The sequence below is a fragment of the Pseudomonas sp. LBUM1660 genome (genome assembly GCF_059695935.1).
On the sequence record NZ_CP166795.1, the window covers coordinates 5502005 to 5528504 of the forward strand.

At 60.4% G+C, this 26500-nt stretch carries 24 protein-coding genes and 1 pseudogene; 9 read left to right on the plus strand and 16 right to left on the minus strand.

Annotated features, from left to right (window positions below; all coding sequences use genetic code 11):
• Positions 1-221: 221 nt before the first annotated feature.
• Together ypfJ and ACA068_RS25540 are read left to right on the plus strand one after the other, a co-directional pair.
• Positions 222-1115, plus strand: a complete 894-nt coding sequence (gene ypfJ / locus ACA068_RS25535; RefSeq protein WP_497305642.1) for a KPN_02809 family neutral zinc metallopeptidase — start codon at positions 222-224, stop codon at positions 1113-1115.
• On the plus strand, positions 1116-2075 hold the full coding sequence (locus ACA068_RS25540; protein WP_497305643.1) for an alpha/beta fold hydrolase: 960 nt from the start codon (positions 1116-1118) through the stop codon (positions 2073-2075).
• Positions 2076-2217: 142 nt separating this feature from the next.
• On the opposite strand, the gene ACA068_RS25545 is transcribed toward ACA068_RS25540, so the two are convergent.
• The 3 genes from ACA068_RS25545 to ACA068_RS25555 all read right to left on the minus strand — a co-directional run bounded on the left by ACA068_RS25545 (position 2218) and on the right by ACA068_RS25555 (position 4352).
• Positions 2218-2811 carry an HAD family hydrolase gene (locus ACA068_RS25545; protein WP_497305645.1) on the minus strand — a complete coding sequence of 198 codons (594 nt, stop codon included), beginning with the start codon at positions 2809-2811 and terminating at the stop codon, positions 2218-2220.
• On the minus strand, positions 2808-3677 hold the full coding sequence (gene tesB, locus ACA068_RS25550) for an acyl-CoA thioesterase II (protein WP_219096059.1): 870 nt from the start codon (positions 3675-3677) through the stop codon (positions 2808-2810). Before tesB ends, ACA068_RS25545 begins: the two co-directional genes overlap by 4 nt.
• Positions 3678-3782: 105 nt before the next feature.
• On the minus strand, positions 3783-4352 hold the full coding sequence (locus ACA068_RS25555; RefSeq protein ID WP_497305647.1) for a GNAT family N-acetyltransferase: 570 nt from the start codon (positions 4350-4352) through the stop codon (positions 3783-3785).
• Between the two features lie 75 nt (positions 4353-4427).
• Here ACA068_RS25555 and ACA068_RS25560 point away from each other — a divergent pair, with 75 nt between their 5' ends.
• Positions 4428-5348, plus strand: coding sequence for a histone deacetylase family protein (locus ACA068_RS25560; RefSeq protein WP_497305649.1), 921 nt, complete (start codon positions 4428-4430; stop codon positions 5346-5348).
• Between the two features lie 285 nt (positions 5349-5633).
• The gene (locus ACA068_RS25565) at positions 5634-6875 is read left to right on the plus strand and encodes a TIGR03862 family flavoprotein (RefSeq protein WP_497310666.1); all 1242 of its coding nucleotides are present in this window, start codon (positions 5634-5636) and stop codon (positions 6873-6875) included.
• A 122-nt stretch (positions 6876-6997) separates the two neighbouring features.
• Here the strand turns inward: ACA068_RS25565 and rhlE1 are convergent, their stop codons facing one another.
• Entirely contained in the window at positions 6998-8332 is a 1335-nt protein-coding gene (gene rhlE1 / locus ACA068_RS25570; protein WP_497305651.1) for an RNA helicase RhlE1, read from the minus strand.
• Positions 8333-8410: 78 nt separating this feature from the next.
• The gene (gene yedA, locus ACA068_RS25575; RefSeq protein ID WP_497305652.1) at positions 8411-9337 is read right to left on the minus strand and encodes a drug/metabolite exporter YedA; all 927 of its coding nucleotides are present in this window, start codon (positions 9335-9337) and stop codon (positions 8411-8413) included.
• A 163-nt stretch (positions 9338-9500) separates the two neighbouring features.
• Here yedA and ACA068_RS25580 point away from each other — a divergent pair, with 163 nt between their 5' ends.
• Positions 9501-9953 (plus strand): Lrp/AsnC family transcriptional regulator, encoded by a 453-nt coding sequence (locus tag ACA068_RS25580; RefSeq protein WP_497305654.1) that lies wholly within the window; start codon positions 9501-9503, stop codon positions 9951-9953.
• Between the two features lie 125 nt (positions 9954-10078).
• Here ACA068_RS25580 and ACA068_RS25585 read toward each other — a convergent pair.
• The 5 genes and pseudogenes from ACA068_RS25585 to ACA068_RS25605 all read right to left on the minus strand — a co-directional run.
• Positions 10079-10258 (minus strand): annotated as a pseudogene (locus ACA068_RS25585) (3'-5' exonuclease); the annotation flags it as partial.
• An 80-nt stretch (positions 10259-10338) separates the two neighbouring features.
• Positions 10339-10824: a BRO-N domain-containing protein gene (locus ACA068_RS25590; RefSeq protein WP_497305656.1), complete on the minus strand. Its 486-nt coding sequence runs from the start codon at positions 10822-10824 to the stop codon at positions 10339-10341.
• 370 nt (positions 10825-11194) lie between these two features.
• Positions 11195-11806, minus strand: coding sequence for a 3'-5' exonuclease (locus tag ACA068_RS25595; RefSeq protein WP_497305658.1), 612 nt, complete (start codon positions 11804-11806; stop codon positions 11195-11197).
• A gap of 22 nt (positions 11807-11828) precedes the next feature.
• Positions 11829-12308 carry a LabA-like NYN domain-containing protein gene (locus tag ACA068_RS25600; protein WP_010467410.1) on the minus strand — a complete coding sequence of 160 codons (480 nt, stop codon included), beginning with the start codon at positions 12306-12308 and terminating at the stop codon, positions 11829-11831.
• A 257-nt stretch (positions 12309-12565) separates the two neighbouring features.
• Positions 12566-13327 carry a DUF2076 domain-containing protein gene (locus tag ACA068_RS25605; protein ID WP_497305660.1) on the minus strand — a complete coding sequence of 254 codons (762 nt, stop codon included), beginning with the start codon at positions 13325-13327 and terminating at the stop codon, positions 12566-12568.
• Positions 13328-13504: 177 nt separating this feature from the next.
• Between ACA068_RS25605 and ACA068_RS25610 the strand changes: the two genes are divergently transcribed.
• Both ACA068_RS25610 and ACA068_RS25615 read left to right on the plus strand, forming a co-directional pair.
• On the plus strand, positions 13505-14179 hold the full coding sequence (locus ACA068_RS25610; RefSeq protein WP_497310667.1) for a YciC family protein: 675 nt from the start codon (positions 13505-13507) through the stop codon (positions 14177-14179).
• Between the two features lie 67 nt (positions 14180-14246).
• A complete protein-coding gene (locus ACA068_RS25615) occupies positions 14247-15323 on the plus strand; it encodes an endonuclease/exonuclease/phosphatase family protein (RefSeq protein ID WP_497305662.1) in 1077 nt (358 codons plus the stop codon).
• 120 nt (positions 15324-15443) lie between these two features.
• Here ACA068_RS25615 and ACA068_RS25620 read toward each other — a convergent pair whose 3' ends face one another.
• From ACA068_RS25620 to ACA068_RS25630, 3 genes are read right to left on the minus strand one after another with little or no spacing between them, the layout of a single operon-like run.
• A complete protein-coding gene (locus tag ACA068_RS25620; protein WP_497305663.1) occupies positions 15444-16280 on the minus strand; it encodes an ABC transporter ATP-binding protein in 837 nt (278 codons plus the stop codon).
• On the minus strand, positions 16268-17071 hold the full coding sequence (locus ACA068_RS25625) for an ABC transporter permease (protein WP_497305665.1): 804 nt from the start codon (positions 17069-17071) through the stop codon (positions 16268-16270). The genes ACA068_RS25620 and ACA068_RS25625 overlap by 13 nt, the downstream gene beginning before the upstream one ends.
• A gap of 9 nt (positions 17072-17080) precedes the next feature.
• Positions 17081-18067, minus strand: a complete 987-nt coding sequence (locus ACA068_RS25630) for an ABC transporter substrate-binding protein (RefSeq protein WP_497305667.1) — start codon at positions 18065-18067, stop codon at positions 17081-17083.
• A gap of 567 nt (positions 18068-18634) precedes the next feature.
• On the opposite strand from ACA068_RS25630, the gene ACA068_RS25635 reads away from it, so the two are divergent.
• Positions 18635-19630 carry an IS110 family RNA-guided transposase gene (locus ACA068_RS25635; RefSeq protein WP_497303007.1) on the plus strand — a complete coding sequence of 332 codons (996 nt, stop codon included), beginning with the start codon at positions 18635-18637 and terminating at the stop codon, positions 19628-19630.
• Between the two features lie 136 nt (positions 19631-19766).
• On the opposite strand, the gene ACA068_RS25640 is transcribed toward ACA068_RS25635, so the two are convergent.
• Complete coding sequence (locus tag ACA068_RS25640; protein ID WP_497305669.1) at positions 19767-21137, minus strand: aspartate aminotransferase family protein; 1371 nt, start codon at positions 21135-21137, stop codon at positions 19767-19769.
• 31 nt (positions 21138-21168) lie between these two features.
• A complete protein-coding gene (locus ACA068_RS25645; protein WP_497305671.1) occupies positions 21169-22662 on the minus strand; it encodes an aldehyde dehydrogenase in 1494 nt (497 codons plus the stop codon).
• A gap of 224 nt (positions 22663-22886) precedes the next feature.
• On the opposite strand from ACA068_RS25645, the gene ACA068_RS25650 reads away from it, so the two are divergent.
• On the plus strand, positions 22887-23807 hold the full coding sequence (locus ACA068_RS25650; RefSeq protein ID WP_497305673.1) for a LysR substrate-binding domain-containing protein: 921 nt from the start codon (positions 22887-22889) through the stop codon (positions 23805-23807).
• Between the two features lie 168 nt (positions 23808-23975).
• Here the strand turns inward: ACA068_RS25650 and hrpB are convergent, their stop codons facing one another.
• Positions 23976-26492 (minus strand): ATP-dependent helicase HrpB, encoded by a 2517-nt coding sequence (gene hrpB / locus ACA068_RS25655; RefSeq protein ID WP_497305675.1) that lies wholly within the window; start codon positions 26490-26492, stop codon positions 23976-23978.
• Positions 26493-26500 lie beyond the last annotated feature (8 nt).

Genomic DNA, 26500 nt, shown 5'->3' on the forward strand with positions numbered 1-26500 from the left:
GATGAACCGTGTAATGCGAAATCTGGAACCCAATGCTCGATAGATGCAGTTGATCGCCTGCTCGATAAAAACCCGTGTCCCTGACGGAATTCGATGGGTTATCCATGTTCCTACTGTCAGCAAGGCGACCGGCCAGTGAACAAAAAAGCCGGACAGCCGGACTGGCGCCGCCCCCACACACCAGCAACACTCTTCAACACGGACAATCAGAGGATTCCCACATGTTATGGAAAAAAGGCCGACGCAGCGACAACGTGGTCGACGCCCGTGGTGATGATGTCGGCAGCGGTGGCGGTGGGATGCGTTTTGGCGGCGGCAAAGGCTTGAGCCTGACCGCGATCATCCTGATTGTGGGGATTGGCTGGCTCACCGGCCAGGACCCGATGCAAATCCTCGGGCAACTGACCGGACAAATGACCGAGCAATCGGCCCCGGCCACCAACCAGAGCCGCAAGGCGCCGCCGGCAAACGATGAAGGTGCCGAGTTCGTGCGCTCGATTCTCGGCGACACCGAAGACACCTGGGGCCAGATTTTCCAGCAGTCCGGTCGGCAGTACAAAAACCCGACGCTGGTGCTGTTCAGCAACCGGGTGAATTCGGCATGCGGCCTGGCGACATCGGCGACCGGGCCGTTCTATTGCCCGGCCGACCAGAAGGTCTACCTGGACATGGCTTTTTTCCAGGAAATGTCGCAACGCTTTTCCGCGGCCGGCGACTTCGCTCAGGCCTACGTGATTGCGCACGAAGTCGGACACCATGTTCAGACGTTGCTCGGCGTTTCCGCGAAAATGCAGGCAGCCCGCCAGCAAGGCCGGCAGATGGAAGGTGATGGCGGCTTGTTGGTGCGCCAGGAATTGCAAGCCGATTGCCTGGCCGGTGTCTGGGCCAACAATGCGCAGCAGCGTCTGAACTGGCTGGAACCGGGTGACATCGAAGAAGCCTTGAATGCGGCCAACGCCATCGGCGATGACCGTTTGCAACAACAGGGGCAGGGTCGGGTGGTACCGGACTCGTTTACCCATGGCACATCGGCGCAAAGGGTGCGCTGGTTCAAAACCGGATTTGCGCAAGGCCAGGTGGGCCAGTGCGATACCTTTGCGGCGAAAAACCTTTAAATGAATAAGTGGTTGTTGATGTTGTTGTTCACCTGCGCGAGCACCCAGGCTGCGGAGCATGGTGTCAAAGAGCTCAGCCCCGGGCGGTTGTTGTTGAAAGAAGGTGAGATGGCGGTGAGCCTTGGCCCGGCGCCAGAGAAAATCGAACGCGTGCTGATCATCATCCATGGTCGTCTGCGCAACGCTGAAACCTATCGCCAGAGCGCCGAGCGCTCGGCCGAACTGGCCGGGCAAAGTGCAAGCACCCTGGTGATCGCTCCGCAATTCCTCAACGAAACCGACATCGCGCTTCATCCGGTGGCTGACACAGTGTTGCGCTGGCAGGGCAATGACTGGATGGCAGGAGGTTTATCCACGGCTCCTTTTGCGCTGAGTTCATTTGCAGCCCTCGATCAAATCATCGAGAGAGTCAGCGATCGTCGACAGTTTCCGGACGTGAAGCAAATCATCATCGCCGGCCACTCTGGTGGCGCTCAGGTGGTGCAGCGTTATGCGTTGCTGGCCCGTGAGCAACCGGCCCTGGCGTCCGCCGGCGTGAAGCTTCGCTACGTGGTCGCCAACCCTTCGTCCTATGCGTACTTCAACGAGCAGCGACCGGTGGCGTTCAACCATGCGGCGTGTCCCGGTTTCAATCGGTGGAAATATGGGCTGACGGATTTACCGGTTTATGCCAGTGGGCAATCGGCACCGCAGATTGAAGGAAACTACGCCAAACGGGACGTGACTTATCTGCTCGGGCAGCAAGACACCGACCCGCAGCATCCGGCGATGGACAAAGGTTGCGAGGCCGAAGCGCAAGGTGCTTATCGTCTGGTTCGCGGAAAGAATTTTTTCAATTACCTGCTGCGTCGCAATCCAAAAGGGGTGAATCAGCGGCTGGTTGAAGTGCCGGGGGTCGGGCACAACGGGGATGGGATGTTGACGTCGCCTGAGGGGCAGAGGGTGTTGTTTGGTCAGTGAGTTTGCGGTGTCTTGTCTGACGTCTTCGCGAGCAAGCCCGCTCCCACATTGGGTCTTCAGTGAACTCTGGATTTGTATTCGATGGAGATCCCCTGTGGGAGCGGGCTTGCTCGCGAAAGCGGTTAATCAGGCAACAATTACCTCAAGCCGAAAGCATTTCCCGCAACACCGCACAATCCGCCGCATGCCAATCCGTCAGTTCCGGCCAAGGGTTATCCGGCAAATTCACCAACACTGTCCGCGCCCCCGCCGCCCGACCGCAATCCAGATCAAAGCGATAATCACCGACCATCACCATCTCGCTCGCCGGCACGTTCCAGGCCTCGGCCAGTTTCAATAAACCACCGGGATGCGGTTTAGGCGGCGCTTCATCACGCCCCAGCACATCCTCAACGGCAAAGCAGTCAGCCAGGCCGATCGCCTCCAGGGTCACGTGTGCAAGCTCCCGGGCATTGCGCGTGAGAATGCCCAAGCGATACCCGCGCCCGGCCAACTCACGCACCAGTTCCACCGCGCCCGGCGCGGCTTTCGAGCCTAGCGCCAAGTCCCGTTCATGCTCCAGCAACCACGCATGTTTGGCGGCTGCTTCATCGGCCGGCAGCGCCGCGAGGTGGGTCAGGATGTCGTCTTCGGCGGGGATTGCCAAGGCCACGCGAATCGCCGCGAAGTCATGCACGGCCACCGTCAAGGTGCCGTCCATGTCGAACACCCAGTGCCGCACCTCGGCCAGGCTCATGCCCAATCCTTGCGGTGGCGAATCAGGCCTTCCTGCGTGACCGAAGCCACCAGTTGCCCGGCGCGGTTGAATACGCTGCCGCGGGAGAAACCACGGGAATTGCCGGCCCAAGGGCTGTCCATCGCGTAAAGCAACCAGTCATCGGCGCGCAGATCCGCATGGAACCACAGCGAATGATCGAGGCTGGCGACCTGCATGTCTTTCTGCCAGACCGATTTGCCGTGGGGCTGCATCGAGGTGGTCAGCAAACCGAAATCCGAGGCGTAGGCCAGCAGGTACTTGTGCAGCGCCGGAGAGTCGGCCAAAGCACCGTCGGCGCGAAACCAGACGTACTTGACCGGATCGGAGGGTTGCGGGTTGTAGGGATCTTTCTCGGTGATCGGTCGGAATTCGATCGGCTTGGGGCACAGAAATTTTTCGCGCATGTGCTCGGGAATCAGGTGCGCACGCTGCTGAGTGAGCTCCAGTTCCGAGGGCAGGTTTTCCGGGCCGACCACGGTTGGCATCTCGGCCTGGTGCTCGAAGCCTTTTTCGTCGTACTGGAACGAGGCGCTGCAGGTAAAGATCGGGTTGCCCTTCTGGATCGCCGTCACCCGACGCGTGCTGAAACTACCGCCATCACGCACCCGGTCAACCTGATACACGACTGGCAACGCGGAATCGCCCGGGCGCAGGAAATAACCGTGCATCGAATGCACATGGCGCGTTTCTTCGACTGTCTGACTGGCCGCCGACAACGACTGACCGATCACTTGACCACCGAACAACTGACGAAAGCCCAGGTCCTGACTGCGGCCACGGAACAGGTTTTCTTCGATCGGTTCCAGGGTCAGCAAATCGACCAGATCATCCAACACTTGGCTCATTCAGACTCTCCTCACACAAAGCTTGCCGCGCAGTCTTGGCTGCGGCGGTCGATTCAGTTTATGGCCCAGGCCAACATGGCAGCCATTGTAAACGTCCGTGCCTGCTTATCCATGCAAGGTTTGCAGCCATTGTTCACGGGAGATGCGATACAGCACATGGTGACGCAGGGGATGATCGGCCGCGAGCTTGGGATGTTCAAAATCATCGGCTGAATCATGGTGCATGCCGATCGCCTGCATGACTTTCTGCGACGGCGTGTTGGTGTCGGTGGTGAACGACACCACCTCTTTCAGCGCCAACCGGTCAAACCCGCAGCGCAGAGCGGTCCACGCCGCTTCACTGGCATAACCCAGGCCCCAATGCTCACGCGCCAGGCGCCAGCCGATTTCGGTAGCCGGGGTGAACGGCGCATCGAAACCAACAACACCGAGGCCGGTGAAACCGATGAATGCCCCGGTGTCCTTGCGCTCCAGCGCCCAGAGCCCAAAGCCGTGTTCGGCAAAATGCCCGCGAATCCGCCCGATCAGCGAAGCACTCTCCAGTCGACCCAAAGGGGCCGGAAAATAGCGCATGACCTGCGGATCGGCACACATCGCCGCAAACTCCGGCAAATCCTCATCGCGCCACTGCCGCAACACCAGTCGCGCGCTCTCGAGTTCCAGTATCGGCTCCATCGTGTCCTCCCCTTTCCATGCCGCAAGTCTACATCGCTGGTAGGATCCTTCCTTCATTCACCCATGAAATCACTCATGTCACTGCCGCTGATCTATCACGAAGACTACAGTCCCGAGTTCCCGGCGGATCACCGCTTCCCCATGGACAAGTTTCGCCTGCTGCGCGATCACCTGGTGGACAGCGGACTGACCCGGGACGCCGACCTGCTGCGCCCGGAGCTCTGCCCCCCGGAGATTCTCGCCCTCGCCCATGACGCTGCCTATATCGAACGCTACATGAGCGGCGAGTTGTCCCGCGAAGACCAGCGGCGCCTCGGCCTGCCCTGGAGCGAAGCGCTGGCCCGGCGCACGGTGCGGGCGGTCGGCGGATCGTTGCTCGCGGCAGAGCAGGCGCTGGAACATGGGCTGGCCTGTCATTTGGCCGGTGGTACCCATCACGCGCATTACGACTATCCGGCGGGTTTCTGCATCTTCAATGACCTGGCGGTGATCAGCCATTTCCTGCTGGAAAGTGGTCGTGTGAATCGGGTGCTGATCTTCGATTGCGACGTGCACCAGGGCGACGGGACTGCACGCATTCTGCACAACACCCCGGAGGCGGTGACCGTTTCCCTGCACTGCGAGAAGAATTTTCCCGCACGCAAAGCCGAAAGCGACTGGGACATCCCATTGCCCAAAGGTATGGGCGATGCCGATTACCTGAAGGTGGTGGACGACGCGCTGAATTATTTGCTGCCGCTCTACCAACCGGATCTGGTGTTGTATGACGCCGGCGTCGACGTGCACAAGGACGACGCCCTCGGTTACCTGAAGCTGACCGACGAAGGCGTTGCCGCTCGTGATGAAAGCGTGATGCGTCATTGCCTGGGGCGGGATATTCCGGTGGTGGGGGTGATTGGCGGCGGCTACAGCAAGGACCGCAAGGCCCTGGCGCGCCGTCATGGAATCCTGCATCACAGTGCGCAACGGGTCTGGCAGTCATCAGGTTGTCATTGAGGTGTGGGTCTTTACCCACAATGCCTGTGGAACTGCCTGTGGATAACCTGAGTGAAAGGGTCTACAGGCCATGCGGTACTTAGCCTACAACTCGGTGGTTGTTTTTTAACCACCTTAGAAAACACCAACAATCCCCTGTGGGAGTGAGACCGGGTTGCCGGCGATGAGGCCTTCACAGCCAACATCGATGTCGACTGACCCGACGCCACCGCGAGCAGGCTCGCTCCCACAAGGAACTGTGCTGGTAGAATGCCCGGCTTATTCCGCCATACCGCAGCGCATTCCATGACCCAGCCCTCGACCTCCTCCCCTTCCCACATCGCCATCATCGGCGGCGGCCCCGCGGGTCTGATGGCGGCAGAAGTGTTGAGCCAGGCCGGAATCAAGGTTGACCTGTACGACGGCATGCCATCGGTGGGGCGAAAATTCCTGCTGGCCGGTGTTGGCGGCATGAACATCACCCATTCCGAAGCCTACCCGGCGTTTCTGTCGCGCTATGCCGAACGCGCGCCGCAGATTGCCCCGCTGCTTCGTTCATTCGGCGCTGATGCGTTGTGCCAATGGATTCATGACCTGGGCATCGAAACCTTTGTCGGCAGCTCCGGCCGGGTGTTTCCCACCGACATGAAAGCCGCGCCCCTGTTGCGTGCCTGGCTTAAACGCCTGCGAGACAGCGGCGTTGTTATCCACACCCGCCACCGCTGGCTAGGCTGGGATGACCAAGGTGGATTACGCATCGACAGCCCCGACGGCGAAACCATCATCAAGCCCGACGCCACCTTGCTGGCCCTCGGCGGTGGCAGCTGGTCACGCCTCGGTTCGGACGGCGCGTGGATGCTGCCACTGGAACAGCGCGGTGTAGGACTGATGCCGTTGCAACCGAGCAATTGCGGCTTCGAGGTGCAGGCCTGGAGCGACTTGATGGTCAGCAAGTTCGCCGGCACGCCGCTGAAAAACATCGCCATCGGCCTCAATGACGACGTGCCGCGCTTGGGCGAATGCGTGATTACGGCGACCGGGATCGAAGGCAGTTTGATCTACGCCCTCTCGGCGCCGATCCGCGAGGCCATCAATCAGCACGGCTCCGCCACCATTCACCTCGACCTGCTCCCGGGCCGGCCTGTGGATAAAGTTCAGGCGGCGCTGAGCAAACCGCGCGGGTCGCGTTCCATGTCCAAACACCTGCACAGCCAGCTCGGGATTGATGGGGTGAAAGCAGCGTTGTTGCGCGAACTCACGCCAGCCGAATGCTTCGCCGATCCGGCGTTGCTGGCCAAAGCGATCAAGGCGTTGCCGCTGACTTTAGTGAAAACCCGTCCGCTGGATGAAGCCATCAGCAGCGCCGGAGGCGTGATGTTTGAGTCGATGGATGAACGGCTGATGCTCAAGCAAATGCCAGGGGTGTTTTGCGCGGGGGAAATGCTCGATTGGGAGGCGCCGACGGGCGGCTATCTGCTGACCGCGTGTTTCGCCAGTGGGCGTGCGGCGGGATTGGGGATGGTGGAGTGGCTCAACCGCAAGGGCTGAAGACCGAAGCGCGCCCTTCGCGGGCAAGCCTCGCTCCTACGGATTGGTGGTGCTCTTGTAGGAGCGAGCGGTGCGGCGATCCGACTTGCCCGCGAAGGCGTCCTTTCAGACGCCGAAGCTTTTTAAGGCTTACGCTTACGCGGCCCGGTATTGAACACCGGCACTTTTCGCACAGGCTTGATCGAAGGCTCCGGCGCCGAAGCATCCCCACTCTCAACCCACTTACCCAGATTGCGTTTACCGCCACCGGAGGTCTTCGGCTTCTTCGGTTTTTTCGGCTTCTTCACCACTTGGCCGCTGGCATCGGTATCCGGCACCCGGTGCTCAGGCTCGAAGTCATGCTCCATCTGGCGAGGCAACGTCTGACGGGTCAACGTCTCGATGGCCGACAGCAGATTCACTTCATCGGCGCACACCAGCGAAATAGCCTGCCCGGAGGCACCCGCACGTCCGGTACGACCGATCCGGTGGATGTAGTCCTCTGCCACGATCGGCAGATCGAAGTTGACCACCAATGGCAGATCCTCGATATCCAGACCACGGGCCGCAACGTCGGTGGCCACAAGAATCTGCACTTCACTGGCCTTGAAACGGTCCAGCGCACGCTGACGGGTTGCCTGCGGTTTGTCGCCGTGGATGCCGTCGGCATTGATGCCCAGGCCCTGGAGTTTTTCCACCAGCGCGTCCACCCCATTGCGGGTTTTGGCGAACACCAGCACCTGCTTCCACTTGCCCTTGCGCAGCAGGTGAATGAACAGCTCCGGCTTGCGCTTCTTGTCCACCACCACGACCCATTGCTTGACGGTACTGGCAGCGACGTTGCGCGGGCTGACTTCGATGCTCAGTGGATCGTTGAGCATTTGTCCGGCCAGCAAGCGGATCGCGTCGGAGAACGTCGCGGAGAACAACAGCGTCTGACGTTGCTTGGGCAGCACGCGGTAGATATTCCCCAGCTCCTCGGAGAAACCCAGATCAAGCATGCGATCGGCTTCGTCCAGAATCAGGGTTTGCAGCTGATTGAACTTGAGGGCCTTCTGGCGATACAGGTCGAGCAAACGACCCGGCGTCGCTACCAGCACGTCAACACCCTTGCGCAGCTTCATCATTTGCGGGTTGATGCTGACACCGCCGTACACCGCGTAAGTGCTCAACGGCAGGTTCTCGGCGTACTGACGCACAGCTTCGTGAACCTGCTCGGCCAATTCGCGGGTCGGCACCAGGATCAGTGCGCGCACCGAGTTAGACGCCACTTTCGGCCCTTCCATGGCCAGCAATTGCAGCAGCGGCAGCGCGAAGCCGGCGGTCTTGCCAGTCCCGGTCTGGGCGGCGGCCATCAGGTCGCGACCGGCCAGCACCGCCGGAATGGCTTGCGCCTGAACCGGCGTCGGGGTCTGGTAGCCGAGCGTCTCGAGAGAGCGCAGCAAGGGTTCGATCAGGCCAAGGGTGGCGAAAGTCATGGGATTACCGTAGGAAAATTCAGCGCGGGTTTTTCAAAACAAGTGTGCAAAACAAGATGCAATGGCGCGCAGTTTACCCTAATTCACGCTCGACTCTGTCTGCACCACGGCAGCAGGTCGTTCCGGAGCCCGGCGCCACTGCGGCAAACCGATCAACACCACGGCGCTGATGATCACCAACATGGCCAGTGCTTCTTCGATCCCGATGGTCTCGCCGACAAACACGATCCCCAGCAACACCGCCACGGCCGGGTTGACGTAGGCATAACTGGTGGCCGCCGCCGGCCGCACGTTTTTCAACAAATACATATAAGCGTTGAAAGCGATGATCGAGCCGAAGAAGGTCAGGTAGGCCAGGGCCGCCCAGCCTTCGATCGGCGGCATGGCTTGCAGATGCTCGCCGCTCAGCGCACTGCCGATCAGCAGCGCTACACCGCCCACCAACATTTCCACGGCACTGGCCATGGCGCCCTGGGGCAACGGCAAGTGTTTGCTCCAGACCGAACCGAAGGCCCAGGACGCTGCCGCGAATATCAGCAACACGGCACCCAGCGGGCTCGATTGCAAGTTGGAACCGAGGTTGAGCATGGCAATGCCGATCAGCCCGAGCACAATCCCGGCCCATTCGAGACGGGTATTACGCGCGCCCCAAAAATATCCGCAGAGCAAGGTAAACAGCGGCACCGTCGCCACCGCGAGCGCAGCAACCCCGGAGGCGACCCCCGTGTGTTCAGCCACGCTGACCGCGCCGTTACCGCACGTCAGCAGCAAGATCCCAATGATCCCCGCGGCTTTCCACTGCGTCCAGGTCGGTGCCGGTGCCCCGCGCCAGCGCAGGAAGGCGTACATCAAACTCCCTGCGATGACAAAGCGAATACCGGCGAGCAGCAAGGGCGGCCAGTACTCCACGCCGATACGGATCACCAGGTAAGTCGAGCCCCAAATCACGTACAACGCAAAAAAGGCGGCGATCAACGGCAAGGGAAAACGACGTAAGCCAGGCATGGGCAGCTCGATGACAGGACAATGTGAACCGCTATTTTAGAAAGGCCAACGGCGAAAAATAAGTTACAAAACCTGTTTATAGCGCCGGTACACTTTTCAAAACACGGAGATTGGCGCTATAAGCCATGTTTTCGAAAGTCAGCCAATTTTCAGGAATACGACGATGGATAAATACGACCGCATGCTCCTCAGCGCCCTGCTGGAAAACGGTCGTGCGTCCTACGCCGACCTGGCGCGCAAGGTGAACCTGTCCGCGCCGGCCGTGGCCGAGCGCGTGGCCAAACTCGAAGGCAGTGGGGTCATCACCGGTTACCAGGCCAAAGTCGACATGGCCAAGCTTGGATTGCCGATCCAGTGCGTGATCGAACTGCGCCTGAACCAGCATGGCAACCAGAAGGCCTACGACGACCTGATCAAAATCCCACAACTGACGGAGTGCCACCGGGTGACGGGTGATCCGTGCGTGATCATGCAAGCGGCGGTAGGTTCGATGCCGGAGCTGGAAGAGTTGATCAACCGAATCGCCAAGTTCGGGTTCAGCAAGACGTCGATTGTGCTGTCGAGCGCGATAGAGAAGCGCGTGCCGTTGGGGCAGTTGGAAAGCAATGGTAAGTAGCGATGCGGATGACGCCTTCGCGGGCAAGCCTCGCTCCTACAGGATTTATGCCGGCCGAATGAACACTGCAAAACCTGTAGGAGTGAGGCTTGCCCGCGAAGAGGCCCGCCAGAACACCACAAATCCTAAAACCCGCGATGGCGCTTGAGGTGTTCGTTGATCTTAGCCGCCGGCACCTTCTGCAAGCTGACCAGCAAATCATGCGACAACTCGCGCAACCCATGCTTGTGCTGCAGTTCCTGGGCCAGGTGCGACGTCAGGTTGGCCACCATTTCAGCATCGGCCATGGCCCGGTGAGCCTGTCCAACACCCCGCCCCCAAGGGTGTCACCTGATTCCTGTGGGAGCGGCGGTGCGACGATTCGACTTGCCCGCGAAGCGATCTGTCAGACGATGCAGTAACTTGCAGACAACAAACCCGGCATATCCCGCAGGCGCACCCAAGGCTCCTTGCGCCAATGCAGCAGCCGCAGCGTTCCACCCGCCCATTCCATCGCCCGCATCCGCGGCACTTGATTCGAAATGGACCCCGCATCTTCCCGCAGCATCGGCACCACATCGTGTGTCAGCCAACGCCGCAAATGGCGGTTTTCCGGGCAATAGTGATACACCAACATCGCGTATACGCCCGACTCACTCAGCATCAAGGTCTCCTGCGAGTCATCGCTTCCAGACAATCTCATCACTTGCCGCTGATCCGCATCCAGCTTGAGCGCTTGTCTGCCGTTGATATCCACACCCATCAAACGGCCGATATCGCGGGCGCAGAACCAAGGTTCTGCATGCAGTAAAAGTGCGCGCAGCTGGATGTGATGACGGATGAATGTTTGGGGGATGAAAGGAACAGGGGGATCAGGGATAACTTTATTCATGGCAGTCTCATATAGAAAGTTAGAGCTGCCAGCATCACTTGCAGATGATGGGTGGCAGCTGTGCGCGGGTCTGCAAGACCGAGTTGAGACCAATCCCGGCAGACCCGAAGGTCTCCCGCACACAGCTACCATAAATCGACGTTCGCTAATTAAAGCGGCGCGATTATAGGTGCGCATGTGGTCTCGTAACAAACTCTCGGCGGGCTTGCAGTCCCGATCACTGAATTTTCAGCGACGGTCAAAAGGTTATCGATGCCCCGGATAAGGGGCAAGACAGACATTCCCTAAAATTCGGTAGGACCGATCATCAAGCCGGAGGCGCCGTTAAACACGAATCTAACGTCACAGGAGATCCGATGTGGTGTGTCAGTTAGAACCCGCGATGGCGCTTGAGGTGCTCGTTGATCTTCGCCGCCGGTACTTTCTGCAAGCTGACCAGCAGATCATGGGACAACTCGCGCAACCCATGCTTGTGCTGCAGTTCCTGGACCAGATGCTCCGTCAGGTTGGCCGCCATTTCGGCATCGGCCATGGCCCGGTGAGCCTTGCCGGTGTTGGGCAGGCTGGCGAAGGTGGTGAGGGTGCCGAGTTTGTGGTTCGGCGCGGCGGGCATCAGGCGGCGGGCGAGTAGCAGCGAGCAGGCGAAGTTTTGCAGGCGGGTGCGCTTGATGCGGCCGAGTTCGAAGTCCCAGAACTTCTGGTCGAACGCGGCGTTGTGGGCCAGCAGCGGTGTGATGCCGACGAATTCGTTGACCTCGTTCATCACCTGCTCGGCCGAGGGCGCGGTGCGCAGCATGGCGTTGCTGATGCCGGTGAGCTGCTCGATGAAGGCCGGGACGCGCACGCCGGCGTTCATCAGGCTCTGGTAACGCTCGACGATGCGCCCCTGTTCAAGGATCACCACGGCAATTTCCGTGGCCCGGCAGCTGCTGCTCGGGGAGATCCCGGTGGTTTCAAAGTCGATGACTGCTATGCGTTCCAAACCTGTTTCAACTCCGTAAAAATCAATTCTTGAGCAGCAACGCGCCTTCGATCGGCACGTAGCGGCTGGCGGCGCGGATCAGCGAGTTGGCCGTCAGGCCCGGCACGCCGTAGGCCACCGCTTGCACGCCGTGCTTGGTGATGATGCGTTCCAGCAGCATGTCGAAATCGCCGTCGCCGGAGGCCAGCACCACTTCGTCGACATGATCGGCGGCGTCCATGATGTCGAGGGTGATGCCCACGTCCCAGTCGCCCTTGGCCGAGCCGTCGCTGCGCTGGATGTAGGGTTTGAGCTTCACGATGAAGCCGAGGTTGCGCAGGATCTGCTGGAATTGCTGCTGTTTGCTGTCGCCGCGATCGATCGCATAGGCATAAGCCTCAACGATCTCGCCCTGTTTGCTGATATCAGCCCACAACGCGGCGTAGTTGAAGTGGCAACCATAGGCCTGACGCACGGTGTAATAGAGGTTTTGAACGTCGGCGAACACTGCGATTTTTTTCACCGTGCATCCTCTTTGGCGCAGTCGCGCGCAGGCTGGGTCAGGCACCAGGCCCGAAAAGTGGCCCAGTATGCCAGCCTGAAGGATTGTTCCGCGAATAATCGGCCCGAAGCATCTTGGAGCCTCGGACGAATGGCGACCTGTGGCGAGGGAGCTTGCTCCCGCTGGGTCGCGCAGCGGCCCCAAAGAAGGACTGCTGCGCAGCCCAGCGGGAGCAAGCTCCCTCGCCACGGGTTCAGTGTTACACCTGTAACGTTGAATCAGACGAAGGAGTCGTCGTCGCCGCCGAAGAACGATGAGTTGTCATCGCTGTAGTCGGCGTCGGTAAAGCCGCCCTGATCACTGGAGTTGTCAGCCACGCGCTGATCGTCGCCCGAGCCGTTGTCACCGCTCTGATCGTTGACCTGAGCCGGCTCTTCCTTGATGACTTCGACGACTTCCTGCGGTTGCTGATTGCTATGGAACAGGCTGCTGATGCCTTGCGCCAGCATCACGCCACCGGCCACACCGGCGGCGGTTTTCAGTGCACCACCAAGGAAACCACTGCCAATCCCAGGGGCTTGCTGTTGCGGCGCGTAATTCTGCTGCGGCGGTGCGGCACCGAAGTTCTGTTGCTGTGGCGGCTGCGAATTGAACGACGGCCGCCCCGGCTCACGCCATCCACCATTGGAGGACGGCGCGCTTTGCGTCGCTGCAGGCTGCGGATCACGGGAACCGCCGCCAAAGATGCTCGACAGGAAACCACCGCTGGCAGGCGCCGACGGCTGTGCCTTGGCCGATTGCAGTTCGGCCTGCAATTGCTGCACCTGCTGAGCGAGTTGCTTGTTCTGCGCGTCGAGGCTTTTGATGGCCGCCTCTTGAACCAGAATCGCCTGGGTCATGAAATAGCCTGCCGCCGGTTGGCGAGTCAGGTGCTCCTTGATCCGCGCCTCAGCCTGGGCGTCGCGCGGGGCTGAGTCCGTTTCGGCCTGTTGCAGCCGGGAAAACAGTCCATCGATCAGGGTTTGTTCTTCGCTGTTCATGGCGACCTCGTAGATTGCCGGGAATATCGTCGCCCTCATCCACTGCGGATAAGGTGCTCTCCAGTAATGGGGCTGATACAGGATGTTTCAATGACCTTTACCGAACGTTTACGTTTGCGCCCCAAAGGGCTTCATCGGTTAAAGTGGGCCACCGCTTTCAACCTGCGATACCGACTGATGAATTCGTTCGATGTACTGCGTGACTCTCTGTATTTCTTCAAGCGCAATCTGGGCCAGATCGTGCGTCTGTGCCTGCCGCTGGTGATCTTCGAAGCGCTGCTGCAACAGGTGGTCGATCGGTCCACCGAGCCGGACAGTTTCCCCGGCATCAGCGTGATGGTCGGCTTGTTGGTCTATCCGCTGTACACCGCCGCACTGATCCTGTTTCTCGATGCCCGCAGCCGTGGCGAATCGCCAAGCACCCGCGAGTTGCTGTCGAGGTCGGCCTACCTGTGGCCGCGCTTCGCACTGCTCACCGCCCTCAACACCTTGCTTATCCTGATCGGCCTGTCGCTGTATTTCCTGCCGGGCATCTGGCTGATGGTGACCCTGGCATTCGGTGAGTACCTGCTGGTGCTGCGCGGCCTGGCCCCGTTGGCGGCGATGAAAGAAAGCCTGCGCCTGACCCGTGGCCATTTCCTGCGCATCCTGGTGTGCATCCTGTGTGTGATGGGCCCGTTGTGGGTGCTCAAGGGCGCGACCTTTGCGATTTACCCGGAGCCGCAGAACCCGGTGATTTCGCTGCTGATCGACAGCGCGCACAGCTTCCTGCAACTGTTCACCAGCGTGGTGCTGTTCCGGTTGTTCATGCTGATTGCCGATGCGCCCGAGAAAATTGACGGGGCGCTATGACCCATGGGCTTAACCCCGGCGCTCGGTTATGCTCGGGCTCAACTTTTGTAACGCTATAAGCCGAGCCATGACCCGTCTACTGCGCTACACCCTGCTGGGCCTGTTGATCGTGACCGGCCTGATTGCCTTGCTGATCTACAACCTGACCTGGCGCCCCGAAGCCAAGGAAGCCCTACCGGTCAGTTGCAACGCCCAGGCACCGACGCTGGTGCCTGGTCAGGCGCTGAAGGTGATGACCTGGAACGTCCAGTACCTGGCGGGAAAACGCTACGTGTTCTGGAATGACCTGGCGGCCGGCAATGACGAAAAACCCACGCCCGAAGACATGGCTTTCAGCCTCGATGAAGTGGCGCGGGTGATTCGCGACGAGCAACCAGACATCGTGCTGTTGCAGGAACTGGATGACGGCGCCAAGGCCAGCGATTACCAGAACCAGTTGAAGTTGCTCCAGGAGCGGGTCGCCGACCTTTATCCATGCAGCGCTCACGCCTTCGACTGGAAAGCCGATTTTGTGCCGCTACCGCACATCTTCGGCAGCGTCGGCCGGCAACTGGCAACCCTCAGCCGATACCAGATCGAACACGCCGAACGCCTGCAATTGCCGGTCGCGTCGGCCAACATCATCAGCCGTCAGTTCAAACCCAAAAACGCCTTGTTGGCGACTTACCTGCCGTTGAGCGGCGGCGGGCAGATCGCGGTGCTCAATACCCATCTGGACCGCGTCATCCAACCAGATGAAACCCTACTGGCACAAGTGACCGCCGTGGCCAAGGTGCTCGACAAATTTGAAAGCCGCAGCACGCCGTGGTTGATCGGTGGCGACTTCAACTTGTTGCCGCTAGGCCAGTATCGACGCCTGCCCGACGAACAACGCACGCCCTACTCCGTCGACAGTGCCTTGCACGTGCTGTGGGACAAATACCCGATGATCCCGACCAACAACGAAGCCAGCGGGATCGACCGGGCGCGGTGGCTGACCCACTACCCGAATGATCCAGGCTTGAACGGCCCGGACCGGACGGTTGATTACCTCTTCTACAGCCCGCGGATCAAACGGGTCGAGGCCATGGTGAGGCAGGACGATACCTTGCGGATCTCCGATCATTTGCCGGTGATAGCGCGGTTCCTGCTGCCCGCCAACTGATGATGCACAACCTGTGGGAGCGGGCTTGCTCGCGAAGGCGATTTATCATTCAACATTAATGTCGACTGACCCACCGCTTTCGCGAGCAAGCCCGCTCCCACAGGGGATCGCACATCAGCCTCAATGCTCTTCCTTCAGTTCGTCGTGCAATAACCCGAAGATCTTGCGCTTCATGTCGATAAACGAGCGCTCCATGACCATGTCCAGATTGCGCGGGCGTTCGATCGGCACGTCCAGAATCTGCTTGATCCGCCCAGGTTTGGCGCCCATCACGTAAACCCGATCCCCCAACAGAATCGCCTCGTCAATGTCATGGGTCACGAACAGCACGGTCTTCTTGCTGTTGCCCCAGACCCGCAATAACAACTGCTGCATTTGCAGGCGGGTCTGGCTGTCGAGCGCGCCGAAGGGTTCGTCCATCAAGAGGATTTGCGGGTCATTGGCCAACGCCCGGGCAATCGCCACACGCTGCATCATGCCGCCGGACAGCTGCTTGGCGTAGTTGTCGGCGAACCCCGTCAGCCCCACTTCATTGACGTAGTAATCGACGATCTCCTTGCGCTGAGCGGCCGCCATGCCGCGCCGTTTGAGGCCAAACTCGACGTTCTGCCGCACGGTCAGCCACGGGAACAGCGTATAGCTTTGGAACACCATGCCGCGATCTGCGCCCGGCCCTTGCACTTGCTGGCCGCCGACGTAAATCTCGCCTTCCGTGGGCTCGTTCAGGCCGGCCGTGAGGTACAGCAAACTCGACTTGCCGCAGCCCGACGGCCCGACCAGCACGGCGAATTGTTGATCCGGCACTTCGAACGACACCTGCTCCAGCGCGGTGAACATACCGCCGTCAGGTTTCTGATAGCGCAGGCTGACCTTGTCCACTTGCAGCCGTGGCGCGGCCTGCACCGGGGCGGTCGTGGGCGTGATGAAACGCGGGTTGACGGCGCTTACTGAGCCCATGCGGCAATCCTCAGTCGGAGAAAACGGAACAGTTGATCGGTGACCAGGCCCAGCAGGCCGATGATCGCGATGGCCAGGAAAATCACATCCACTTGAAAGCCGCGCATGGCTTTGAGGCTCAAGTAACCCAGGCCACTGGACGCGGCGACCAGCTCGGCGACCACCAGGTAAGTCCAGGCCCAGCCCATGGTCACACGCAAGGTATCGAGCACACCCGGCAACGACGCCGGGGCGATCACATGCAGCACCGCATCGCGGCGGGTCGAGCCCAAGGTGTAGGACGCGTTGATCAGGTCCTTGGAGATGCCCTTGGACACGTCCGCGATCATCACCAGTTGCTGAAAAAACACACCGAGTATGATCACCGACACCCGCTGTTCCAGACCGATGCCGATCCACAGAATGAACAGCGGCACGAACGAGGTCACCGGCAGATAGCGGATGAAATTGACCATCGGCTCAAGGAACGCCTGGACGATACGGAAGCTGCCCATCAGCAACCCCAGCGGCACCGCCACCAGCGACGAAACAATGAAACCGACCATCACCACTTCGAGACTGGCCCACACGTGCAGGCCGAGGGTGCCGTCGCGGCTCAGGCGCACGGCGGCTTCGGCCACCGCCCCCGGTGTCGGCAAGAACATGCCCGGCACCACGCCGCCATAAGACAACCCGGCCCACAGGCCGATCAACAACACCCAGGCCAGGCCGCTCGCGCTCCAGATCACCTGCACCGGCAGAGCGGTCTTGGGCGTGATGCAGCGGCTCAGCCATGAATTGCGCTTGAACATGCGAACCTCCTACAGCGGGCTGACGAAGCGGTTGTCGATCAGGTCGTCATTGCTGACGTTGTAGGGTTTGCCCTGCAATTCGCTGGCGGTTTCGTTGGCCAGTTTGATCAGCTGTGCGCTATCGCCCGGTTTGCCCGGCGAGCCCAGGAGTTTTTCGCTCATGGCTTGATCGTAGAAGCGCACGCCTTGCGCGGCGGCGGCCAGCTCCTTCGGATCGGCGAGGTAACCGCCAACGCCCTTGGCCATGATTTTGTAGGCTTCTTGCGGATGATCCTTGGTGTACTGCACCGCTTTGTAGAGACCGGCGACCAAGGCCTTGACGTCTTCCGGTTGCTTTTCGATGACCGTGCAGTTGAGCGCGACCACGTCGACAATCACTCCCGGCGTGCTGCTGCTGTCGATCAGCACTTTGCCTTGTTGCTTATTGCGGACCATCGACAGGTGCGGTTCCCAGGTCACGGCGGCCGGCACACGACCGGCGATGAACGCGGTGGCGGCGTCATCAGCCGTCATGTTCTGCACGGTGATGTCGCTCATGCTCATGCCGTGTTTTTTCAGCAGGTACGACAGCCAGAACTGCGAGGTCGACCCTTCGTTCACCGCCACCGCCTTGCCCTTCAGTTCTTGCAGGCTCTTGACGTCCTTGCCGACCAAAACACCGTCGCCACCATGGCTGTCATCCAGTGCAGCCACTGCCTTGAAACAGAATTGCGGACGGTATTTCAGCACTTCATCGATGGTCGACGCCGAGCCCGACAATTCGCCCGAGGCTTGCGCGGCCATGTACATCGAAGCTTCTTCGACGACAGGCAATTCGACGGTCAAGCCGCCTTCCTTGAAGTAGCCCAGGTCCTGGGCGAGATAGAGGGTTCCGTAGCCGACCCACGTGGTGTGGCCGATGGACAGGGTGCCGGCCTGGGCGCTGGTGGCGACCGTGGCGGCGATGGCGGTGATCGCTAGTGGATGAGCGAAGCGGGTAAGCAAGGACTTGATCATGGAGCACTCCCAAAGCTGTTGATTTAGTTTTGATGGGCAGTACGGCCAGCGACCCTGGAAATCAGCTGTCACCTGCGGTCTCTGGCGGACCTTTCGGTGGGCAGCATCGGGCTGACTGGCGAAGTCGATGTTGGACCAGGGGCGGGAATAGGAAAATTAGGAAATATGTCGAGGCGAGCGATGAAAAAACTGGGTAGCGTGCGCCGTTAAAGGGCGGGGTAGGCGGGCGTGCACGGGGTGGGTGCAAAACATGAAATATGTATTGAATCGGCCATAGCATTCGCGGGCAAGCCTCGCTCCTTGTATGTTGACCTTGATTCCAACGAAAGAGGTTACGCTCAAGGATTCATACAAAAGCAAGTGCGTTTCTGGGGGAGGCCGATCGCTCCTGAAGGCAGGATTTGCTCCTGACCTTGTCTGTAGAGAGGCCCCCCCGCCTCATTGCCCACCACGAAGAGTATCGAGAAGCCGACAAGTCGGACTTCGCATTACAAGGTTGCAGTGGCATGAAGTTCGAGGTCGGGGGAACCAGGGGCAATCTTACCGAAAGTCAGGGAAGTGAAAAGCATGAATATTCATATCGGCATAGACATTGGTGCGCGCACGTCTGTCATGGGATGGCGGCAGAGCGGTAAAACATCAGGCCAGTGGGACATTCAGCACACGCCCAAAGGACGTAAGGCTGCCGTGACAAAGATGTTAGGTCTCAAACCGCTGAGCGTGGTCATGGAGGCCACTGGCATTTACTACCTGGATCTTGCATTGGAGTTGCACGCTGCCGGCCTGCCGGTCTCGGTGATCAACCCCAAAAGCTTCCACAATTTTGCAAAAGTGATGCTGCAAAACAGCAAAACTGACCAGATAGACGCTCAATTGCTGGCTGAATATGGCGAGCGCATGACTCCCAGGCTTTGGGTTCCGCCTACTACCGATCAAATGACGTTGCGTGCGATTGGCCGCCATATCAATCGGCTGATTGGTCATCGAACACGAGCCAAAAACGAATTACACGCGCTACAAGCGACAGAAACGAGTGTGGAGCTGCTGATCGAGGATGAGAAAGAGGCGATTGCAGGGCTGGACACACGGATTGATCGCTTGAAGAAAGCCGCACGTGATGCCATCGCCAAATGCCCGGATCTGAGTTTGCAGTTTCGCTGCATGCTGGCGGCCCCCGGCGTTGGAGAGGCCTCAGCCATCGCCGCACTGGCTGAGCTGACGACCCTTCCGGTAACGCTTAAATCGGCGCAGGTAAGCCGCTATGCAGGCCTGGATGTCAGGTTGACCCAGTCAGGCACCAGCGTGAACCGGCCAGGGCGAATGTCCAAATGCGGTAATGCTTACTTGCGCGCAGCGATGTTCATGCCGGCGATGACGGCAATCCGTTGTGATGAGAATGTGAAGGCCTTCTACGAGGCTCTGGTAGCGCGCGGCAAGAAGAAAATGCAGGCCATCGGTGCGGTCATGCGCAAATACCTAACCGGGTTATGGGCATGCATGCGTTCCGGAGAAGAATTTAATACGGCCAAGCTTTTTAGCGAAAAACATCTCGCGAAAGCTTGACCGTGAACAGAGTATCTACAAGGTTTATGTCGTCCTCGGAATCGGGCACGACACATATGTCGGCCGCGGAATTGGGAACGATACATAACCTGGAGCGAGGCTTGCCCGCGAAGAGGCCCGCAAGAACGCTACAAGATTAAAGTCGGCCGTATTCCTGAGCCGTCCGATCAACCGCTTTCAAGGTCTTGCCAACCAGCTCATCGATTTCCTCACGACGGGCAATCAACGCCGGCGCCATGATCATCCGCCCCAGCGTCGAACGAATAATCACACCCTCTTCAAAGCCGATCGTGCGGCAACGCCAGGCGATGTCGTTCTCGTTGGCAAAGCGCTTGCGGCTGCTTTTGTCCTCCGCCAATTGCAACGCCGCCACCATGCCGACACCCTGAATATCACCCACCAACGGGTGATTGCCGAACACCTCACGCAGGCACTGTTGCAGGTACGGCCCGATGTCATCCTTGACCCGCGTCACCACGCCCTCATCACGCAACGCCTTGAGGTTGGCAATCGCGACCGCTGCCGCCACCGGGTGTCCGGAGTAGGTCAGGCCATGGGCAAACACCCCGCCCTGCTCCACCAGTACCTGAGCCATTTTCTTCGACAGAATCAACCCGCCCATGGGGATGTAACCGGAGGTCAAACCCTTGGCGATCGACAGCGTGTCCGGCTCGAAACCGAAGTGCTCGTGGGCGAACCATTCGCCGGTGCGACCGAAGCCGCCGATCACTTCGTCAGCGCACAACAACACGTCGTACTTGCGGCAGATCCGCTGAATTTCCGGCCAGTAACTTTCTGGCGGAAAGATCATCCCGCCCGCGCCCTGGAACGGTTCGGCGATAAACCCGGCGACCTTGTCAGCGCCCAGTTCGAGAATCTTCGCTTCCAGCTGCTGCGCCGCCCGAAGGCCGAATTCGGCCGGGGTCAGGTTGCCCTCGTGGGCGAAAAAGTACGGCTCGTCGATGTGTTCGATGTCGGGGATCATGCCGCCCATTTCGTGCATGAACTTCATGCCGCCGAGCGCCGTCGCTGCCAGAGTCGAACCGTGGTAACCGTTCCAGCGACCAATCATGATTTTCTTCTCGGGCTTGCCGAGAATCGTCCAGTAACGACGCACGGTGCGGATCAGCACCTCGTTGGCCTCAGAGCCGGAGTTGGTGTAGATCGCGTGGCTGTAGTGCCCCGGCAGCAGGCTGAACAGCAGCTCAGAGAGTTCGATCACCTGCGGGTGGGTGGTGTGGAAAAACATGTTGTAGTACGGCAGTTGCTCAAGCTGTCGGGTCGCCGCCGCCGCCAGGTCCTTGCGCCCGTAACCGAGGTTGGTGCACCACAACCCGGACATGCCGTCGAGGTAACGCCGACCATCGTTGTCCCACAGGTGCAGACGCTCGCCACGGACCATCACCCGCGGCCCTTCGTCGTTGAGCGCTTTTTGGTCGACGAACGCGTGGATGTGGTGCGCAGCGTCGGCGGCCTGGTAGTCGCGGGTTTCACGTGGTGTGGTCATCGCCAGTTCTCCGTTTTGTTATGAGCGGCTGTTATGAGCGCAGCTGAAACCAGGTGGTCTTCAACTGGGTGTATTTATCGAATGAGTGCAGCGACAGGTCGCGGCCAAAACCCGACTGCTTGCCACCGCCGAAAGGCACGGTCACGTCCAGGGCATCGACACTGTTGACCGACACCGTGCCCGCTCGCAATTGCCGCGCCACACGGTGGGCGCGGTTGAGGTCGTCGGTCCACAGCGAGGCGGCCAATCCGTAGACGCTGTCGTTGGCCAGTTGCAAGGCGTGGGCCTCGTCATCGAACGCCGTGACCGCCAGCACCGGGCCGAACACTTCATCGCGAAACAGCGGCATGTCCGGGCTCACACCGGTGAAAATCGTCGGCTGAATGAAGTTGTCGGACCCGTTGAAGATCGACTGCCGCCCCCCACACACCCTGGTCGCGCCCAGGCGTTCGGCCTGCTGGATGAACTTCATGATGCGCGCGGTCTGTCGGCTGTCGACAATCGCCCCGGCGCTGCTCGACGGGTCCAGCGGATCACCCGGTTGCCAGCGCTCGGCCTGTACTTTCAGGCGCTCGATGAATTCGTCATGAATCGAACGCTGCACCAGTAACCGTGAGTTGGCCGAGCACACTTCGCCCTGATTGAAGAAGATCCCGAACGCGGCTTTCTGTGCAGCCAGATCCAGGTCCTGACAATCGGCGAATACCAGATTGGCGCTCTTGCCGCCGCACTCCAGCCACACCTGTTTCAGGTTCGATTGCGCCGAGTACTTCATGAAATATTTACCGACTTCGGTGGAGCCGGTGAACACCAGGCAATCGACGTCCGGGTGCAAACCGAGGGCTTTGCCGGTCTGTTCACCGAGGCCCGGCAGCACGTTCAGCACGCCCGGTGGCAGGCCGGCCTCCAGCGCCAGCTCGGCCAGACGCAACGCGGAAAACGGTGATTGCTCGGCGGGTTTGAGGATCACCGAGTTGCCCGCCGCCAACGCGGGTGCGAGTTTCCACGCAGCCATGTCCAGCGGGAAATTCCATGGAACCACGGCAGCGACCACACCCAGCGCTTCGCGGGTGATAGTCGCCAATACGTTCTGCGCACTTGGGGCGATCTGGTCGTAGAGTTTGTCGAGGCTTTCGGCGTACCAGCGAAACACCCCGGCGGCGCCCGGCACATCGATGTTGTAGGCATCCATGACGGGCTTGCCCATGTTCAGCGAGTCGAGCAGCGCCAGTTCCTCGCGATGGGTCATGATCAGATCGGCCAGGCGCAACAGCACTTGCTTGCGCTCACTCGGCGACCGCGCCGACCAGGTTCCGGCCTCGAACACGTGCCGCGCATTGCTTACCGCAGCGTCCACCTCTTCATCACCGCAAGCGGTCACGTTCGCCAGACGCTGGCCGGTGGCGGGGTTGATCGCCGTGAAGGTCTGCCCCGACTGCGCCGAACGGGGTTTGCCGTCGATCAGGGCCTGATCGGGAAACCGCAGCGCAGCGGCTTTGTTTTGCCAATATGCAAGCTCGAACACGTTCAGATGCTCCATGGGCTTTCTTGTGGATTGGATGGTGGCCCAGGCCTGTGTCGAGGAAAAATAGTAAAAATGTCTTCGCAGACCATGAAAAAACTGGGCAGCCGATCTCCCCGGTGACGCGGTATGTGGTTATTGTTCAAACACAACAACACCGTCGTCAGAACGGATGCAGTCGGCGCAAAATTGCCTGGATGTCGAGTCCATCCACCCCGAGGTTTGCCGTGGCTGCCTACAACCTGCGTCAATTGAAGTACTTCATCACCACCGTCGAATGCGGCAGCGTCGCCGAGGCCTCGCGCAAGCTGTACATCGCCCAGCCGGCGATTTCCACGGCGATCAAAGGTCTGGAAGACAGCTTCGGCGTGCAACTGCTGATCCGCCATCACGCCCAAGGCGTGTCCCTGACACCGAGCGGCGCGCGCTTCTATCGCAAGGCCCAGGAATTGCTGCGCATGGCCAAGGAGTTCGAACAGAACGCCCTCGCCGACAACGACGTGGTGGCCGGACAAATCGATATCGGCTGTTTCGAAACGGTCGCGCCGTTGTACCTGCCGCAACTGATTGCCGGGTTCTCGGCGCTGTACCCGGGGGTGAAAATCCGCATCCGCGACGGCGAGCAGCAAGAGCTGGTGCAAGGCCTGACCTCGGGCACCTTTGACCTGGCGATCCTCTATGAGCACGAACTCGACGCCACGATTCAGACCGAACCGCTGATGCCGGCGCAACGGCCTTATGCGTTGCTGCCGGCGGATCATCGCTTCGCCCAGCTCAAGCAAGTGTCGCTGCGCGATCTGTGCCTGGAGCCAATGATTCTGCTGGACGTGCAACCGAGCCGGACTTACTTCGTCAGCCTGTTCGAAGAACTGAACCTGTCGCCGAACATTGCCTTCAGCTCACCGTCGATCGAGATGGTGCGCGGGATGGTCGGGCAAGGGTTCGGCTTCTCGATCCTGGTGACGCGGCCGCATTCGGAATGCACCTACGACGGGAAGAAAGTGGTGTGCGTGGATATTGTCGAAGAGGTCACTGGTTCAGGGCTGGTGGCAGCGTGGTTGAAGCGCGGGCAGTTGACCAAACCGGCGCAGTTGTTTGCTGATTATTGTCGGGAGCAGCTCACCGCGAAGGCCACAACAAGAACCTGAGTCAGGTGAAACTGTGGCGAGGGGGTTTACCCCCGTTCGGCTGCGCAGCAGTCGCAAAACCACTGCATGTGGTGCAACTGACACACCTCGGTTGCAGATTTTGGGGCGGCTTCGCCACCCAACGGGGGCAAGCCCCCTCGCCACAGGTTTTGTGTTCGACCTGAAGGATTATTTACGGGGTTTGATCCGAGCAGTGGCCTCAGCCACCAACGGATCATCCGGCCAATAATGCTTCGGATACCGTCCCTTCAAATCCTTCTTCACCTCGGCGTAGGTGCTGCGCCAGAAGTTCGCCAAGTCCTGGGTCACTTGCACCGGTCGCCGCGCCGGGGATAGAAGATGCAACTTCACCACTTGCCGTCCCCCGGCAATGCGCGGGGTTTCGGCCAGGCCGAACAGCTCCTGTAAACGCACCGCCAGAATCGGCGGCTGCTCGCTGTAGTCCAGACGAATCGAAGAACCCGACGGCACGCTCAAATGATGCGGCGCCTGTTCATCCAGCCGTTGCGGCAGCGGCCAGGGCAGCAAGTTGTGGACGATGCTCGACAGGTCCAGATTGGCGAAATGACTGAGCCGCGAGACTTTGCCCAGGTACGGCATCAACCAATGTTCGAGGCTTTTGAGCAGCGCGACGTCGCTGACATCCGGCCATTCACTTTCACCCTTACTGCCGATGTCCAGCTGGCGCAACAACGCCACCCTCGCCTGCCACTGACGCAGTTCCGGCGTCCACGGCAACAGTTCCAGCCCTTTACGGCGTACCAGATTGACCAGCGCCTGGCTGCGCGCGGTTTCGTCGAGGCCCGTCAGCGGTTCACGGCTGAGGATCAATTCACCGACCTTGCGCTGACGCTCGGCGCGCAACACGCCTTCGCGCTCGTCCCAATCCAGTTGATCGACCACGCGCACTTGCTCGGCTAGCACCGAATCGAACAACGCCGGATCAAAATCCGCCGCCAGATAAATCCGTTCCTCGCGTTGCCCCTGTCGACTGCCCAGATCCGCAATCACCAACCATGCTTGCTTCATCAAGCTGTCTGCTTCGGCGAACAACGCCGCACGGCCGTTGGCCAGGCGATATTCAGCGCCACCGGCGCGACGCTGCTGGGCGACGCGGTCGGGATAGGCCAACGCCAACAGGGCGCCGAGCCAGCGCGGATGATCAGGATCGCTGACCGGCTCCGACGCTTTGCCGCGCAGGTAACCGCGATACTGCCGCGCCAGTTGCCGGGCACGTTGCACCCCGCCCTGAGCGCCGCGAGCAGCGCGCTCTTCGCCAGACAACAGCACCAATCGGCTGTGCAGATCCGCTCCGGCGCCACGCAAGATGTCCCGCTCGCCGAGCAATGCCGCGACATCGCAGGCCATGCTGGCCAAACCGAGCGCCTGCCCGCGCAACAACAAATGGGCGATGCGCGGATGGGCCGGCAGTTCGGCCATGGCCTGACCGTGACGCGTCAGCGCTTCGCCGTCCAAGGCACCCAGCCGATCAAGCAGATCCTGAGCCTGTGCATAAGCGGCCGCGGGCGGTACGTCGAGCCACACCAATTGCCCGGGTGTCACGCCCCAACGTCCGAGCTGCAAGGCCAGGCCGGCGAGGTCGGCCGAGAGAATTTCCGCACTGGCGTAGGCCGCCAATTGCTCGTGCTGATCCTGAGACCACAATCGATAACACACGCCCGGCTCCAGACGCCCTGCCCGCCCGGCGCGTTGAGTGGCGCTGGCTTTGGAAATTCGTTGGGTGTCGAGCCGGGTCATGCCGCTGCCGGGATCGAAACGCGGCACCCGCGCCAGCCCGGCATCGATCACCACGCGCACGCCATCGATGGTCAGGCTGGTCTCGGCGATGTTGGTCGCCAGCACCACTTTGCGCTTGCCCGCCGGTGCCGGATCGATCGCCGCGCGTTGGGCGGCGAGGTCCAGTTCACCGTGCAACGGGCAGAGCAAAACCTGTGGACTCTCACCCAGCGCATCCGCCAATTGTTGATGCACGCGACGGATTTCCGCCTGCCCCGGCAGAAAAACCAGCACGCTGCCGGTCTCATCATTCAAGGCGTCGAGAATCGTCTGCACCAGACGGGGCTCAATGAATTCGCCGGTCTGAAACGGGCGCCCCCAGCGCATCGCCACCGGGTACATGCGGCCTTCACTGCGCAGGATCGGCGCGTCATCGAGCAACCCGGCCAGGCGTTCGCCCTCGAGCGTTGCAGACATCAAAAGGATTTTCAGCGGCTGATCGTCGCGGAACAGCTCGCGGCCATTCAGGCTCAGGGCCAATGCCAGATCCGCGTCGAGACTGCGCTCGTGGAATTCGTCGAAGATCAGCAGGCCAACGCCGTCGAGCGCCGGGTCATCCTGCAAGCGTCGGGTGAGGATGCCTTCGGTGACCACTTCGATACGGGTCTTGGGGCCGACTTTGCTGTCGAGACGAATGCGATATCCGACAGTTTCACCAACCTTCTCCCCCAGCTCACTGGCCAGACGCTCCGCCGCCGCCCGCGCCGCCAAACGGCGCGGTTCAAGCATCAGAATGGTCTGTCCGGCCAGCCACGGCTCGTTGAGCAAGGCCAGCGGAACACGGGTGGTCTTACCGGCGCCGGGCGGTGCTTCGAGCACGGCTTCGTGGCGTGTAGCCAAGGCTTCACGCAGGGCGGGTAAAACTTCATCAATCGGCAAAGGAATCATGCTGGCTC